Here is a 14,286-nt window from a genome sequence, read left to right as displayed (position 1 = left end):
GATAGAAGAAACCATGCGCGACCGTGTTTCGCTCGACCAGATCCGCACTTTTATCGTCGCCGCGGAGGAAGGCAGTTTTTCGGCAGCCGCCCGCAAGCTGGGGCGGGCGCAGTCGGCTGTGAGCGACCTCGTCCGCCGGCTCGAGGACGAACTCGGCGTCGGTCTGTTCGATCGTTCAGGGCGCGCGCCCCGGCTCACCTCCGCCGGCAAGCTGCTGCTGCGGGACGCCCGCGCCGTCGGCGGCGCCGTCGATTTCCTGAATTTCCGCGCCAAAGGGCTGTCGGAAGGAATCGAGCCGGAGTTATGCGCGGTCATCGACGTCTATTTCCCGTTCCAGGCGATCACCGAGGCGGCCAAGGAATTTCGCCTGCGTTTCCCGGCGACGCCGCTGCGCATTTACGTGGAGGTGCTGGGCGCCTCGACCGAACCGGTGCTCGACGGACGCGCCAGTTTCGCCGTCGTCGGCGGCCCGACGCCGCTGCCGCCGGGCTTAAGCGCCGAGTCGCTCGCGGGCGTCGCCGTGATCATGGTCGCGGCTCCGGACCATCCGCTGGCGGCGCTCAAAGGCGTGATCCCCCAAAGCGAACTGGCCAAACACATCCAGCTCGTCCTCACCGAGCGCGCGAGCCGCTCGACCGAACTGGAATACAGCGTGATGTCGCCGACCACCTGGCGGCTCGCCGATCTCTACGCCAAACATTCCTTCCTGCTCAACGGCATCGGATGGGGCTCAATGCCGCTGCACGCCGTCGAGCGTGACCTCGCCGAAGGGCGGCTGGTTCGGCTCGTCACGCCGGAAATTCCGTCCGCTGGACTGATCGCGCCGATGACCGCCGTCTATCGCACGGCGGCGCCGCCCGGACCGGCCGGACGTTGGCTGATCGAGCGGTTGAAGTCCTGCCCGTCCGTCTGAGCCGCGAAACGTCCGCTCCACGCGGCGCCGACCGCGCGCCCAAACGCGGAAACCGGCGCTAGTTTATATTTATTCTAATGAAAGCCGTTGTTGTTGCGCCAGACGGGGCGGAAGGCAAAACTTGATTCATCCGATCGACATTCTTTGGGAAACGACAAATGACCGCCGCCCGATTGCATCTCATCCTGTCGCTGGTCACCCTCTGCGTCGCCGCGTCAACGTTCGGCGCCAAGGCGGAGAACGTCCCGTCGGACCGTTACCATGACATCGAGACCAAGTATCTTTTTGGCTTCACCGAAGGCACGGACATCGGCGCCGAGGGCGAGAAGGAGCTCGAATCCGAAACCACCGCGAATGCGGGCATGCGAGGAGGCAGTTTCAGGTCCATCGAGCAGGAGCTGGAGTTCGAGCATGTTCCGTCCCAGTTCTGGTCTTACGAAGTCGCCGTGCGAGGCCTGTGGAGCGATATCCACAACGTTGACGGCCTCGATAATCGCGACAGCGCCAATTATTCGGGCTTCTCGTTCAAGCCGAAATTCCTGCTGATCGGACGGGGTCCCGGCAACCCGATCGGCCTGTCGCTGTCCGTCGAGCCCGAATGGGGCCGGATCGACGGGACCGGCGGCGGTCGCGAGAGCAGCTTCGCGATGGAGGCGCGCCTTGCCGCCGACACGGAGCTGATCGCCAACCGGCTCTTTGCCGCCCTGAATCTGATCTACGAGCCGGAAGCCGCACGCGCCCCCGGCGACTCAGGTTGGAGCCGCGCCTCGGGCTTCGGCGCCACCGCGGCAATGGCGTTCCGTGTCACGCCAAAGGTCGCATTGGGCGGCGAAGCGGAGTTCTATCGATCCTTTCAGGGATACGGCTTCAACACTCTCGATGGTTCGGCCTTCTATCTCGGGCCGACGCTCTACGTGCAGTTCACGCCGAAAATCTTCCTGGCGGCCGCCTGGTCGACCCAGGTCTCCGGCCACGCCGAGGGCGCGCCCGGCGGTCTCGACCTGGCCGATTTTACGCAGCAGCGCGCCCGCCTCAAACTCGGCGTCGAATTCTGACCCGCCACCAAATTATGGAGCCAACCATGAAGACCGCCCACCTCTTCGCCGCAATCGTCCTGCTCGGCCCGATCGCCGCGCCCGCTGTCGCGCAACAGGCGACTGTCCGCATTGCGATCAAGAACCATAAGTTCGCGCCCGTCGCGCCGCGCGCGCCCGCGAACCAGCCTTTCACGCTGGTCGTCAGGAATCTGGATTCCACGCCCGCCGAATTCGAAAGCAAGAGCCTGCGGGTCGAACGAATCGTCGCGGCGGGGGGTGAAGTCGCGATCCAAATGCGCGCGCTCAACGCGGGTCGCTACGCCTTCTTCGACGATTTCCATATCGACACGACCGAAGGCGAACTCATCGTCCAATGAGCTTGGAACGCCGTGGATTTAGCTCCGCGCGCCGAATCTGACGAACTTTTTTCACCGTTAATCGCGCCTTCGCGCTTCGCCCCCCCGTTTGTCGAGCGCAAGCTTGACTTGAGCAAATTGACACGCGTCATGGCGCCGAACGGGGTTTCCCCCTATTTATGATTCCAGGAGGAAAACCTGGCCCTGCCGAAAGAGGGCGGGAGCGTCGGCCCGAGCGGCCCGCTCCATCCGCCAGCGCCGTGCGGCAAGCGGCGCCTAACCCGAAAATCGGGAGTAAGATCGTGAACAAAATCGCACTTCCCCATGACGCTTTCGTTTTTGTTGGCGACGGCCGCAAGGCTTTGTTCCTGCGCAACGAGGGAGACGAGAAATACGCCAATCTGGTGACCGAGCGCGTTCTGGCCGGCGAGGACAATCCGCCGAGCCGCGATCAGGGCACGGACAAGCCCGGACGCGCCTTCATGGGGGCGAATTCCACGGCGCGCAGCGCGGTCGAGCCGACCGACTGGCATGAGATCGAGGAACATCGGTTCGCCGAGCGCGCCGCCGAGGCGCTGGAGACCATCGTGCGCGAGCGCGCCGCGACCGCGGTGGTGATCGCGGCGCCCGCCAGGACGCTGGCCGACCTGCGCCGCTGCCTGCACAACGACGTGAAAAGCAAGGTGCTCGCCGAGATCGACAAGGATTTCACCAATCTGCCCATCTGGGACATCGAAAAACATATCGTCGGCTGACGCCGCCCGCGCCGCCCCTCTCCTCCGGGCGGCGCGACCCTTCCCGCAAGATTGAGGCAAACTTGCGCCGCTAATTTCGCGCTCACCCCACCGCCCGCGGCAACGGAGAGCCCGATGAAATTGTGGCGCGATTTGAGCATTCGAACCAAAATCCTCATTGCCTTTTCCAGCATGTTCGTCGCGCTGGCCGCGCTCGGCGCGCTGGCGATGACGCGCATGGCGGGGATGGCGGAGCAATCCGCGACGATCCGCAACGACTGGATGCCGGCGGGTAAGAAGATCGGCTCCCTGCGCAAGGCGGTGAATCACTACCATCTGGCGGAGACCGAGGCTCTGCTGGCGATCGCTTCCAACACGGGCGCCGAGGGGATCGAGGACGCGATGGCCGCCGCCGCCGCCCAGGTCGAGAAGTCGTACAACGATTTTAAGCCTCTGATCGTCGCCGGCAGCGAGACCGCCAGGCTCATGGCCGATTTCGGCCGCGAATGGCCGGCCTACCGGCAAGCGGCGCTGGACACGGTGATGAGCGCGCGCGGCGGCAATCTCGCCGGCGCGATGAACGCCTACGCCGACGCCGACGCCAACGCCAACGCCAACGCCAGGATCGTGGATCTGCTCAACCACAACATCGCGCTGAACGACAAAGGCGGCGCCGACGCCGCCGAAGAAGTCGAAAAGGGCTATCGCAACGGACGGTGGCTTCTGCTGCTGGGCATCGGCGCGAGCGTGGCTCTCGGCGCGCTGATGAGCGCGGGACTCGTTTTCGGCATGGTCGCGCCGCTGCTGCAGGCCACGAACGCGCTCGACCGGCTGGCGCGCGGCGATCTCGACGTCGATGTGGACGGGGCGGCGCGCCGCGACGAAATCGGCGCGCTGGCGCGCGGACTCGAAATCTTCAAGGGCGGCATGCGTCGGGCGCGCGAGCTGGAAGCCGAGGCGGCCGGCGCCCGCGCCAGCCAGGACGCCCAGAAGCGCGCCATGGCCGCGCAAATGGCCGACCAGTTCGAAGGCAAGGTCCGCGCGATCCTCATCGACGTCCTGCGGGCGTCCGAGGATTTCCGCCATTCCGCGCGCATCATGAGCGACGCGGCGGTCGAAGCCGCCGCCCAGGCCAAAACCGTGGCAGAAGCCTCGGAGGCGTCGTCGAGCAATATCTCCTCCGTCGCCTCGGCGACCGAACAGCTCACCTATTCGGTGAAGGAAATCGACGCCCAGGCCCGCGAATCGCGTGAGATCGCCGGCGATTCGGCCAATCAGGCCGAGGGCGCCGACCAACAGATGAGCGAACTGGCGATGGCAGCCGAACGCATCGGCGGAATCGTCAACATGATCGCCGACATTGCCGGCCAGACCAACATGCTGGCGCTCAACGCCACGATCGAAGCCGCCCGCGCGGGCGAGGCCGGCCGCGGCTTCGCCGTGGTCGCGCAGGAAGTCAAAACGCTGGCCGAGCAGACGAGCAAGGCGACGGCGGAGGTGGGCGCCCAGATCAACGACATTCAGGCGACCACCCAGCGTGCGGCGGAAAACATTTCCACCATCGTGCGGACCACGGAACGCGCCAACACCATCGCTCAGGCCATCGCCGAAGCGGTCTATCAGCAGGGCGAGGCGACCAAGGAGATCGCGTCGAACGTGCAACACGCCTCCCACGGCGCCTATCAGGTCGCCGAAAATATCGGCGGCGTGCTCGAAGCGGCGCAAAGCTCCTCCACCGCCTCAGGCCGCATGCTCGGCGCCGCCGACGACCTTTCCCGACAGGCCGAAGCGCTACGGAGCGAGGTCGACAACTTCCTCGGCGCGCTTCGCGCGGCCTGAGCTCATCACCCTTCGAAGGTTTTCGCCGCCCCCCCCGGGGGCGGCTAATCGTTTTGGCGCCACGCCTTGCGTGTCTGGCGCGGAGGGCCAGGGTTCCGCCGGAGGTCGTCAACGACAGACTATGGTGGCGATATCAAAATTGAAGCCGCCGTCGTCGCTCCGATATTGAGCGCGCTGTTGGCCGTTGACGTTGACAATCGCTGGCGCCTTCGCGGTCAGGCGCCTTGAGGACATTCCCCACACCCAAGGAATATCCTCTTTTTTTCGACATTCTCATTTCATAAGAGCAGACGACGCGAAAATTCCAGCGCCTGACGGAGCACCATGCTGACGAACCGCAGAACTGTCCTTCTCGCCGCCCTGGCGTCCAGCCCCCTCCTGGCCTCCGGCTTCGTGCGGCGCGCCAAGGCGCAACAAATGACCCTCGAATCGATCGCGAACGATCCGGACGCGCCGACAGCGGGCAATCCCAAAGGCGACGTCACAATCGTCGCCTTCCTCGATTACAACTGCCCCTATTGCAAGAAATCGGCGCCGACGCTCGATGGAATCCTGCAAACCGACAGCGGCGTCAGGCTGGTCTACAAGGATTGTCCCGTCCTATCCGAAGCCTCGGTCTTCGGCGCGCGCATGGCGCTGGCGGCGAATTATCAGGGCGCGTACCAAAGGGTCCACGCCGCCCTGATGCGCATTCCAGGCCGGAGAAATCCGCAATCCACGATGGAGGAGGCGATCGCGTCCTCCGGCGCAGACCTCGCGCGGCTCAAGAGCGACCTGATCGCCCATGGCGACGACATCGACCGGCTCATCAGACGCAATATCGCGCAAGCCGAGGCGCTTGGCTTCGACGGCGTGCCGAATTTCCTGATCGGGCCATACAAGGCCCATGGCTATATCGACTTTGACGCCATGAAATCGGCCGTCGCGCAGGCCCGAGCCTTGACGGCGGCCAAACCCGAGGCCCTTTGACGAAAACGCCCGCCGTTTGAGGCGGCGGGCGGTTTACTTTCCCCTCACTCGACGGCGATTTTGGGGGCTTTTTTGGCTGGGGCCTGGTTGAGGGCGTCTCGGACTTTTTCGGCGAGGGCGAGATAGGGTTTGGCCTGGGGGCTTTCGGGGTCCTTGGCGACGACGGGGAGGCCGGCGTCGGAGGTTTCGCGCACCATGGCGTCGAGCGGGGCGTCGCCGAGGAAGGGCACGTCCATCTTTTCGGCTTCGGCCCTGGCTCCGCCATGGGCGAAAATCTCGGTGCGGCCGCCGCAATGCGGGCACAGGAAATAGCTCATGTTCTCGAACAGGCCGATGATCGGCACGTGAACCTGGTTGAACATGGCGATGCCGCGCCGCGCGTCGATCAAGGCGAGGTCCTGCGGCGTCGAGACGATCACCGCGCCCGCGAGCCCGACATTCTGCGCCATGGTGAGCTGGGTGTCGCCGGTGCCGGGCGGCATGTCCACCACCAGCACGTCGAGTTCTCCCCAAGAGACGTCGCGCAGCAATTGGGTCAGGGCCGACATCACCATCGGCCCGCGCCATACGATCGCCGCGTCGTCGGGAACGAGGAAGCCGATCGACATCACCTTGACGCCGAACTTCTCCATCGGCACGAGCGCGCCGCCCTCGGCCAGGTCCGGGCGTCCGGAAAGGCCGAACAGCCGCGGCTGGGACGGGCCGAACAGGTCGGCGTCGAGCAGGCCGACCTTCAAGCCGAGCCGGGCGAGGCCGATCGCCAGATTGGCCGAGGTCGTGGACTTGCCGACGCCGCCCTTGCCCGAGGCCACCGCGACGATCTTCTTGATTCCCTCGACGCCCGAGCCTTGGCTCGCGCCGCGCGGCGCGTGGCCATGGCCGCCTCTGGGCGCATTTTGCGGCGCGGCCTGCGGCGCGCTTTGCGGCGCGCGCTCCGAGGTCAGCACCGCCAGCGCGCCCTTGGCGCCGGGCAAAGCCTTGAGCGCCTCTTCCGCGGCCAGCCGCATCGGCTCGCAATGGGGAGCCTGCTCCGGCGTCACCGAAATCGACAGGAAAACCTTGCCCTCGCGGATGCTGACGCCCGAGATCGCGCCGGACTGCGGCAGCGGCGTCTTGCCGTCCGGCCCCGCAACATTGTTCAAAGCCGCAAGAATGTCGTCGTTGTTGAACATGAACTTAACCCTTTTCGCGCGCTTCGCCCCGAGCGCGTCGGCGTTTCCAAAATGTGTGATTGTTCCGAGCGCTTGTCCAGCCTCCGCCGCGCCGACTGACCCTCCCCGCAAGGCGGAGGGAGCCGCGCGCCAAAAAGCGCAAAGGCCCCGCCATGCGGGCGGGGCCTGATTGGCGTTGCGCTGGTCTCAGTCGGCGGCGACGTCGAGGCCGGCTTCGCGGGCCTTGCGCTCGAAATATTTCTCCGCCTCGTCGGTGAAGTCGTCGGTGCGCACATAGCAGGACGTGCGCGGATGATTGACCATGTTCGGGTCCGGCTCGATCTCCATCGCCTCGAGGAACATCGGCAGGCCGATGCGGTCGATGGTCTCGCCGATGCGCTCGTGCTCCAGCGCGTTGTCGGCGAAGAAGTCCAGCATCCGGCGGGCCAGCGCCACCAGATTCTCGTAATCCTCGTCGCTCTCGAGCTTGACGAAGGGAATGAGCATCGTGCCCATCAGGTCGCCGACCTTGAGCGCGCGCTTGCCGCCGACCAGGATCGAGGCGCCCTTGTCGTCGCCCGGCGCCAGCGCCTTGTTCATCACGTTCAGGCAGTGCATGCAGCGCACGCAGCTCTTGTTGTCGACATCGAGCGTGTCGTCGTCGTTGAGCGACAGCGCGCGGGTCGGACACATGGCGATGACATGGTCGATCGCATATTTGCGCCCGACCCGGCCGACATAGGCCTTCACCTCGTCCTGATTGACCTTCATGTCGTCGCGCCAGGTGCCGATCACCGCGAAATCGGCGCGATGGATGGCGTTGACGCAATCATTGCCGCAGCCCGAGAACTTGAACTTGAACTTGTAGGGCAGCGCCGGACGATGCATCTCGTCCAGAAACTCGTTGATCACCGAGCGATGCGCCTTGACCTCGTCATAGCAGGACATCTCGCAGCGGGCGTGGCCGACGCAGCTCATCGAGGTGCGCAGCGCCGGGCCGGCGCCGCCGAGGTCGAAGCCGATCTCGTTCAATTCGTCGAAGGCCGGCTGGACGTTCTCGCTCGAACAGCCCTGGAACATGATGTCGCCCGACTGGCCGTGGAAGGCGATCAGGCCCGAGCCGTGCTTCTCCCAGATGTCGCAGAGCTGGCGCAGGACATTGGTGTCGTAATGCATGCCGGCCGGGGGCTGGACGCGCAGGGTGTGGAATTCTTTCGAAGCCGGATATTTGTCGGCGACTTCTGAAAAGCGTGGAATGACGCCGCCGCCATAGCCGAACACCGAAACCGTGCCGCCCTTCCAGAAGCCGAGCCGCTCCTCATAGGAATGTTCGAGCTGGCCGAGCAGGTCGTTCATCATCGGCGCATATTGCGCGTCGGCGTTGTCGCGCAGACGCTTCAGCCCCGACACGAAGCTCGGCCACGGACCGCTCTCAAGCTCGTCGAGCATCGGCGTGGGATGATGGGCTTTGGATTCTTCCTGTGACATCGATGTCCTCCAGATACGGGCGCCGCGCAAGTGCGGCGCCGATCGTTGGTTCTCGCGTGAGCTTCGCAAATCTCTCCCGCCGGGAGTTGGTTCCCCGGGCCGCATTTTTGTGATTTTGGCGCATCATAACATGGATTATGAATATGAAAACGGACTTGCCCGGCAAAATTGGAATTTTTCTCAAAACCCGATAACAGAGCTGTGAATCAGCCGGTTAGGCCCTATCTGTCAAATTCCTCCCCCTCGCGGGGAGGGTGGCGGACGCAAAGTGAGCCGGGCGCGGACAGCCGGCGCGATCAGGGAGGACGAACATGAGCGACGCGAAATGGCCGAGCGAATTGAAGCTCGCCGACAAGGGCAGGACGTTGAAAGTGACCTTCGAGAACGGCGAAGCCTTCGCCCTTCCCGCCGAACTGCTGCGGGTCGAAAGCCCCAGCGCCGAAGTCCAGGGCCATTCGCCCGAAGAGCGCAAGACCGTCGCGGGCAAACGCGACGTCGCGATCACCGCGATCGAGCCGGTCGGCAATTACGCCGCAAAACTGGAATTCGACGACACGCACTCAACCGGCATCTACACCTGGGACTATCTCTACGACCTCGGAGCCAGACAAGAAATCATCTGGCAAAGCTACCTCAACGAACTCAAGGATAAGGGATTGTCCCGCTAAGGGGCGCTACCCGATTCGCCTATTGCGGCTTTCGTCCGCCTGGATCAATCTCATGAGAGAAAAGACCCGCAAAAGCGGGCGTTCGCATGAGTCGTCAAGGGCGGAAAAATGCAGCACAGCGTCAAGCCGGCCGACGCCGGGGCACAGCCGCGCGCGCGGCGCGCGGTCGTCATTCGCAAACTGCAGAAGGATGACATTTACCACGCCCTCGTCGCGGGCCTGAACGACTTCAGGACCGCGCCGCGCTATGGCCTGGTCGTCGGCGGCCTACACACTTTGTTCGGCTGGGTGGCGATCTATTTCGCCGAGTTTTCCGGCCTGCGTTATTTCGCTTATCCGCTCCTCACCGGCGTGGCGCTGGTCTCGCCTTTCTCGGCGGCCGTGCTGTATGAGGTGAGCCGGAGACTCGAAACAGGCGCGCCGCTGTCGTGGGGCGCCGTGCTGCGCTCCGTCAGGATGAGCGGCGGCCGCGATCTCGGCTGGATGTGCCTCGTGTCGCTGTTCGGCTTCATCATCTGGATCGATTATTCCTTCGTCCTCTATCTGATGTTCTATGGCCTCGACATGCCGGACCCCGCTCAGTTCATCCATCACGCGCTCACCACGCCCAAGGGCATCGTCTTCGTTCTCGTGGGCAATCTTTTCGGCGGCATGATCGCTTTCGCCGTGTTTGCGGTCACCGTCGTCTCCTACCCGCTTCTGCTCGACCGCGACGTCGATTTCGTCACCGCGATGATCTCGTCGGTGAAGGCGGTGCTGACCAACCCTTGGCCACTGCTCGCCTGGGCGCTGGTCATCGCCCTGTTCCTGGCCTTCGGCCTGCTGTCGGCCCTGCTCGGACTGACCCTGGTGCTGCCGCTGCTCGGCCACGCCTCGTGGCACGTTTACCGGAAGCTGGTCGAACCGGAGAGCCCCGCCGCCGCCTGAAGTCACGGCGCCAAATCCGTTCGTGATTTCGAACGGCCACACACAATTTCTCGCACGCAGTGGGGACGAAATAAATAAATGCACACGGGTATAGCTAATTGCGGGTTTAGCCGGAATTAGCTTAGATTTCGCGGGTCAACTCGTGCTCCCGCCCGCGTAGCCGACACCTCGGCGCAGCCTTTGGAAGTAACGACAAATGGAAGAGCGACTGGGGGCGCCGGGGCCAAAGATGCGGCGACACTCTGCCGCAATTTGCGATAATTCCATTTTTCCGCGGCGTTCACGAATGAATGCGGCCAAACGCGGGTCGCGCTCGATTGGAGAGCGCGGAAATCCACTCACAAGATTTGTGTCGTCAGCCAATTGCCGCTTTTGAGCACCCAGAAGCGCGACATATTCGGCAAGTGGAATCGTCACAACTTCGACGCCGCGAATGTTCTTGACGGTTTTTGAGCGCTTCGAACGGCGATCAGATTGGCTCATTTGAAACCTCGCGACGGTTGTGGCATCACAGTTCAGCGGCGGTCCGAAATCGGTAGGTGGCGGATCAAGATGTCCGGGGAGGGGGTCACGTCCTCCCCCGCCGCGCCGTTCATCCCATGCCTCCAACGTCCATGTCATGGAGGGCCGAGGCGCGCTCGCTCGATGTATCGTGATCGAGGCGCGCGGCGAGCTGGCGATGGAGGCTGCCTATATCCTGGACGCCGTGGAAATGGGCCTGCCCGATATGGACGCTCTTATCGACGATCTGGGCGTGTTTCTGCGGCGCGGCGGCGCCGGCCGCGGGCGACGAGGGCGCGAGGCGCGGCTGGATCGTCGGCGTCGCAGTGAATTCGAACGTGGCCTTGATTTTCGCCGCGATCGCCTCGGCTGCGGCGATTGCCGTTGCGCCGGCCGCGGTGATCGCGGCGGCGTAATTCGTCATAGTCTGTTCGCCGGCCGGCTTCATGTCCGCCGAGGCCGCGCCCTTGGCGACGGCGTCAGCCGCTTTTTTGCCAGCGTCGGTCGCGTTCGCGTCGTTCTGTTGCTTAAACCAGTCGGGCGCGACGCCTTTGAACTGGTCCGGCGTCATGACCCGCGAGCCGTGCGAGAAGAAGCTCGCCAGCACGCTGATCCAGAAGGCGTTGGTCAAGCCCGCGCCGACCGCGCCGCCGAACTTTTCGGCGATTGGATGTTCCGGGGCGCCCTCGACGGCCGACGGTTTCGCCGCATCGGAGGGCGCCCCCTTGGGCGTTTCAGGCGCCGCACCGCCGCGCCCATTGCGCCAGACATGGAATTTGCTCGCGCCCCATTGTATGGCGAGCAGGGCGGTCGCGAGGCCGGCAATCGACGATCCGATACCGCCGAGTGTCGAAAAGGTACTTCCTACTGCGCTCTCGCCGGTTGCCAGCACGGCGGTGAGCGCCGGGAAATGCTTAGCGAACCAGATTATTCCCTCGGCGCCCTTCTCCTCGATCGACGCCACGCCCTTGGTGACGCCAACTTGTGACTCCCCGGTGCGGATGCGAGCCTCCTCGGCGGCGATCGCCAGGCGCTCGAGCGATGCAGCGGCAGTGTCCGTCGAGGCGGCAAAATCGGCCATTGTGGTCTTATTTGCCTCGTCCGGCGTCGGCATGTATTCTTTTATGTCATCGCGCATTTTCATAAAGGCCTCGAGCGCGGCGCGAAAATGATAATCGCGGCCGATCTCGCCGAGCTTTTTAGGGTCGTTTCCGAGTTCCTTGAATTTGTCGGCGATGGCGTTCAAAACGGCGAAGAGTTGATCCTTGCCCTGGGCTGCCGCCTCCTTGCGGATTGCATAAATGTCGAGGCCGAGAGCCTTATATATTCTCTTCGCCTCGCCCGGGTCGGAGAGTTTCATCATAGCGTGCCGCGCAAGCGTTTCGGCCTGACTCGCCGATCCCGTTTGTTTGCGAAGCACCTCAAGGAGTGCGACGAGATCGGTCGCGACCTGCTGGTTGGACATATATTCCTGGCCGAGATGAATGAGGCGCGGCATTTGTTCGGCGAGGTCCTTAAGCTCCAGTGCTCCTTTTTTGCCCTGCACATAATTGACCTGGGCCGCCGATAGCGCCTGTTCGGGGGTCATTTTGAGCAGATGCATATAATGATAAATCAGATTGTAGAGGTCTTCCGGATTTGCCTCCGATGCATTGATCAATTGCGCCAGGCGATCGCGGATGCCGCCGATTTTGCCGAGGTAATCGCCGCCGCCGAGGGCCACGATCTGGCGTTCGCCGCGCGCCAGTTCCTCCCATGAGATATTGCCCGCCTTAGCCGCGTGGAGGATAGCCTCGCCGATCTGGCGCTGGGCGGCGATCATGCCGCCGGCCTTGGCGATCGACTGGATTCGCTTCTCGAATTCGACCGCCGCGCCGGTGGCGTCCTCGATCGGCTTCTTCAGATTGTCGCCCAGCCGGCCGACTTCGAAGAAGGCCCATTGCATCTGGCCGATTTCCGCCATCTTGCGCTCAAGGTGGCGGAAATGGTCGTCGATCGCCTTTTGAGCGCCCTTGCGCGCTTCTTCGGCCTCCTTGGCGCGCCGCTGATTTTCCACCCATGCGGAAGCGGAGATTTTCTGGCCGGAGGCCTGCGCCCGATTGATCTTTTCCGTTTCCGCCTCGACCCTTTTCAGGTCATTGATCGCGCCGGCGACGCCGCTAGAGAGCATGTTAATCAGCCGCAGCCGGAGCGAAACGTCGAGGTCGGCCACGGAGATCGCGCCCCCGTCAGGCTACGAAAGGCGTGACGATCAAGTCCGCACTTTCGAACCAGATATTCGTGACCGGGACCGCCGGAATGGACAGGTTGGTACTGTCATAGGTCGAGACGCTGGAAGCTTTGAGAAGCGTGCGCCCCGCTGCCTCAAGCGCGGGAGGCACGACAAGAAGCGTCGGCGAGACGCCGAGCAAGCCGCCCTGGTCGCCTCGCAGCATTTGCATAGCGGCGCGCGCCGCGGCGTAGTTGTCGAAGGTGAGCGGCGCCTGCGAGCCGAAGGCCATATGCCAAAGGCCGAAGCCCGCGTTGACCCTGGCGCGGATGCCATAGCTATATTCGTCCCTCAAGAAGACGCGCGAATCCGTGTCGCTCACGACCGATTGAAAATCGTAGGGAAGGCGTTCCTGAAAAATTAGCGGCTTCACCGCCTGCTTTGCGTCCAGAAGAAACCAGGCCGGTCCCGAATATCCGGCCGGCGCCGGCTGCATGTTCGACGCGGTGATCGGCGCGCCATTCTCGTCGAACGCCGGATGAGCTTCGTCGAAAAACGGCAGACCATCAAAACAAAAGGAGTTGAAACCGTTTTTGAGCAATCCGAAGACGAGTTGATCAGGATGAAGACGCGCGACCCGCCCCATATTCCTGAACATCGGCGCAAACACGCCATATTGATCGTCCTCGATACTCTCCCGTTTGACGGTGACGGTTGACTCAAACTTCAAATTGTCGATGAAGAACCCTTGCGTCTCGACGGATTTGATATGCCTATCACCGACCCATTCGCGGAGCTGAGGGAACTGGCCCAGCCAAGGGTAAGCCTCGCGCGAGGTTCCCGAACTCGTCTTCATCGCGATGTCAAAAGCGTGTGTGGGCGTTTGCGCCCAGGCGTCGTTGAACACCGCTTTGAAGCCCGTAAACAAGAGCTTCATGGTGTCGGGAGTGATAATCATAGATTTCGATCCTTTTCCGAATTGCCTTCACGCGTCTGGGACATCTTTCGAGCGAGTTTCGCCACCCGAACCGTCCTATCCGTGCAGCCCAAAGTCCTGACGATCGTTCGCGCACTCTTGCCTTCGTCCAGAAGACGCCAAATTTCGCGACGAAGTTCCTTGTCGCGCGCGGCGGGTCCGAACGGAATTTCGATGTGGAGGCCGCGCGCGCCCGCGCAAGCGGCGGCGATCTTGCGGGCGGCGTCCAGACCAACCAGGCGCGCCAACCAATGGCCGTCCTCGGCGCACTTCTGGAGCGTCAAGATGCCGGGCATATAAACGCGCGTTCCCCCGTGCGCCCGCGCCAAAGACATCGCCGCTTCCTCGCCCGCAGCGACCGCGATTTCCGCAAGGATGCCCGTTAGCTTCATGCCGCCGCCCAAATTTCCGGATGTCGCGGGCGCGGCGCTCAAAGACGAAAGGCGCCGCGCCCGCCGGGTGAGAACCCAAACGCCCCCGAAGCGCCGACAAGGCCATCAATAGATGAGGCGGAGCGG

General features: G+C 63.5%; 14 protein-coding genes. 8 read left to right on the top strand and 6 right to left on the bottom strand.

The annotated features are described in order from the left end of the window. Nucleotides 1-13: 13 nt before the first annotated feature. The 6 genes from K2U94_RS10650 (at nucleotide 14) to K2U94_RS10625 (ending at nucleotide 5,848) form a co-directional block, all read left to right on the top strand. Nucleotides 14-913: a LysR family transcriptional regulator gene (locus K2U94_RS10650; RefSeq protein WP_243067190.1), complete on the top strand. Its 900-nt coding sequence runs from the start codon at nucleotides 14-16 to the stop codon at nucleotides 911-913. A gap of 158 nt (nucleotides 914-1,071) precedes the next feature. Then, nucleotides 1,072-1,968 carry a transporter gene (locus tag K2U94_RS10645; protein ID WP_243067189.1) on the top strand — a complete coding sequence of 299 codons (897 nt, stop codon included), beginning with the start codon at nucleotides 1,072-1,074 and terminating at the stop codon, nucleotides 1,966-1,968. A gap of 26 nt (nucleotides 1,969-1,994) precedes the next feature. Continuing rightward, nucleotides 1,995-2,327: a cupredoxin domain-containing protein gene (locus tag K2U94_RS10640; RefSeq protein ID WP_243067188.1), complete on the top strand. Its 333-nt coding sequence runs from the start codon at nucleotides 1,995-1,997 to the stop codon at nucleotides 2,325-2,327. A gap of 281 nt (nucleotides 2,328-2,608) precedes the next feature. After that, the gene (locus K2U94_RS10635) at nucleotides 2,609-3,061 is read left to right on the top strand and encodes a host attachment protein (protein ID WP_243067187.1); all 453 of its coding nucleotides are present in this window, start codon (nucleotides 2,609-2,611) and stop codon (nucleotides 3,059-3,061) included. A 114-nt stretch (nucleotides 3,062-3,175) separates the two neighbouring features. Then, a complete protein-coding gene (locus tag K2U94_RS10630; protein WP_243067186.1) occupies nucleotides 3,176-4,879 on the top strand; it encodes a methyl-accepting chemotaxis protein in 1,704 nt (567 codons plus the stop codon). 324 nt (nucleotides 4,880-5,203) lie between these two features. Continuing rightward, nucleotides 5,204-5,848, top strand: a complete 645-nt coding sequence (locus tag K2U94_RS10625) for a DsbA family protein (protein ID WP_243067185.1) — start codon at nucleotides 5,204-5,206, stop codon at nucleotides 5,846-5,848. 44 nt (nucleotides 5,849-5,892) lie between these two features. Here K2U94_RS10625 and K2U94_RS10620 read toward each other — a convergent pair whose 3' ends face one another. After that, entirely contained in the window at nucleotides 5,893-7,020 is a 1,128-nt protein-coding gene (locus tag K2U94_RS10620) for an Mrp/NBP35 family ATP-binding protein (RefSeq protein WP_243067184.1), read from the bottom strand. Between the two features lie 186 nt (nucleotides 7,021-7,206). Continuing rightward, nucleotides 7,207-8,487, bottom strand: coding sequence for a dissimilatory-type sulfite reductase subunit alpha (gene dsrA, locus K2U94_RS10615; RefSeq protein ID WP_243067183.1), 1,281 nt, complete (start codon nucleotides 8,485-8,487; stop codon nucleotides 7,207-7,209). A gap of 311 nt (nucleotides 8,488-8,798) precedes the next feature. On the opposite strand from dsrA, the gene K2U94_RS10610 reads away from it, so the two are divergent. Both K2U94_RS10610 and K2U94_RS10605 read left to right on the top strand, forming a co-directional pair. Further along, nucleotides 8,799-9,155 carry a gamma-butyrobetaine hydroxylase family protein gene (locus K2U94_RS10610; protein ID WP_243067182.1) on the top strand — a complete coding sequence of 119 codons (357 nt, stop codon included), beginning with the start codon at nucleotides 8,799-8,801 and terminating at the stop codon, nucleotides 9,153-9,155. A 108-nt stretch (nucleotides 9,156-9,263) separates the two neighbouring features. Continuing rightward, complete coding sequence (locus K2U94_RS10605) at nucleotides 9,264-10,082, top strand: DUF2189 domain-containing protein (protein ID WP_243067181.1); 819 nt, start codon at nucleotides 9,264-9,266, stop codon at nucleotides 10,080-10,082. A 135-nt stretch (nucleotides 10,083-10,217) separates the two neighbouring features. On the opposite strand, the gene K2U94_RS10600 is transcribed toward K2U94_RS10605, so the two are convergent. From K2U94_RS10600 to K2U94_RS10585, 4 genes are all read right to left on the bottom strand, one after another. After that, entirely contained in the window at nucleotides 10,218-10,565 is a 348-nt protein-coding gene (locus tag K2U94_RS10600; RefSeq protein ID WP_243067180.1) for a hypothetical protein, read from the bottom strand. Between the two features lie 109 nt (nucleotides 10,566-10,674). After that, nucleotides 10,675-12,795, bottom strand: coding sequence for a phage tail tape measure protein (locus K2U94_RS10595; protein ID WP_243067179.1), 2,121 nt, complete (start codon nucleotides 12,793-12,795; stop codon nucleotides 10,675-10,677). A gap of 16 nt (nucleotides 12,796-12,811) precedes the next feature. Then, nucleotides 12,812-13,750: a Mu-like prophage major head subunit gpT family protein gene (locus tag K2U94_RS10590; RefSeq protein WP_243067178.1), complete on the bottom strand. Its 939-nt coding sequence runs from the start codon at nucleotides 13,748-13,750 to the stop codon at nucleotides 12,812-12,814. Beyond that, nucleotides 13,747-14,160: a hypothetical protein gene (locus K2U94_RS10585; RefSeq protein WP_243067177.1), complete on the bottom strand. Its 414-nt coding sequence runs from the start codon at nucleotides 14,158-14,160 to the stop codon at nucleotides 13,747-13,749. Before K2U94_RS10585 ends, K2U94_RS10590 begins: the two co-directional genes overlap by 4 nt. Between the last annotated feature and the right edge of the window lie 126 nt (nucleotides 14,161-14,286).

The organism is Candidatus Rhodoblastus alkanivorans, assembly GCF_022760755.1.
Lineage (GTDB): Bacteria > Pseudomonadota > Alphaproteobacteria > Rhizobiales > Beijerinckiaceae > Rhodoblastus > Rhodoblastus alkanivorans.
This window is presented reverse-complemented; position numbering and strand designations above follow the sequence as displayed.

Bases quoted from the DNA above. Each gene is read 5' to 3' on its own strand.
- K2U94_RS10650 (WP_243067190.1), top strand. From the start codon at position 14: ATGCGCGACCGTGTTTCGCTCGACCAGATCCGCACTTTTATCGTCGCC.
- K2U94_RS10645 (WP_243067189.1), top strand. From the start codon at position 1,072: ATGACCGCCGCCCGATTGCATCTCATCCTGTCGCTGGTCACCCTCTGC.
- K2U94_RS10640 (WP_243067188.1), top strand. From the start codon at position 1,995: ATGAAGACCGCCCACCTCTTCGCCGCAATCGTCCTGCTCGGCCCGATC.
- K2U94_RS10630 (WP_243067186.1), top strand. From the start codon at position 3,176: ATGAAATTGTGGCGCGATTTGAGCATTCGAACCAAAATCCTCATTGCC.
- K2U94_RS10625 (WP_243067185.1), top strand. From the start codon at position 5,204: ATGCTGACGAACCGCAGAACTGTCCTTCTCGCCGCCCTGGCGTCCAGC.
- K2U94_RS10620 (WP_243067184.1), bottom strand. From the start codon at position 7,020: ATGTTCAACAACGACGACATTCTTGCGGCTTTGAACAATGTTGCGGGG.
- dsrA (WP_243067183.1), bottom strand. From the start codon at position 8,487: ATGTCACAGGAAGAATCCAAAGCCCATCATCCCACGCCGATGCTCGAC.
- K2U94_RS10610 (WP_243067182.1), top strand. From the start codon at position 8,799: ATGAGCGACGCGAAATGGCCGAGCGAATTGAAGCTCGCCGACAAGGGC.
- K2U94_RS10605 (WP_243067181.1), top strand. From the start codon at position 9,264: ATGCAGCACAGCGTCAAGCCGGCCGACGCCGGGGCACAGCCGCGCGCG.
- K2U94_RS10600 (WP_243067180.1), bottom strand. From the start codon at position 10,565: ATGAGCCAATCTGATCGCCGTTCGAAGCGCTCAAAAACCGTCAAGAAC.
- K2U94_RS10590 (WP_243067178.1), bottom strand. From the start codon at position 13,750: ATGATTATCACTCCCGACACCATGAAGCTCTTGTTTACGGGCTTCAAA.
- K2U94_RS10585 (WP_243067177.1), bottom strand. From the start codon at position 14,160: ATGAAGCTAACGGGCATCCTTGCGGAAATCGCGGTCGCTGCGGGCGAG.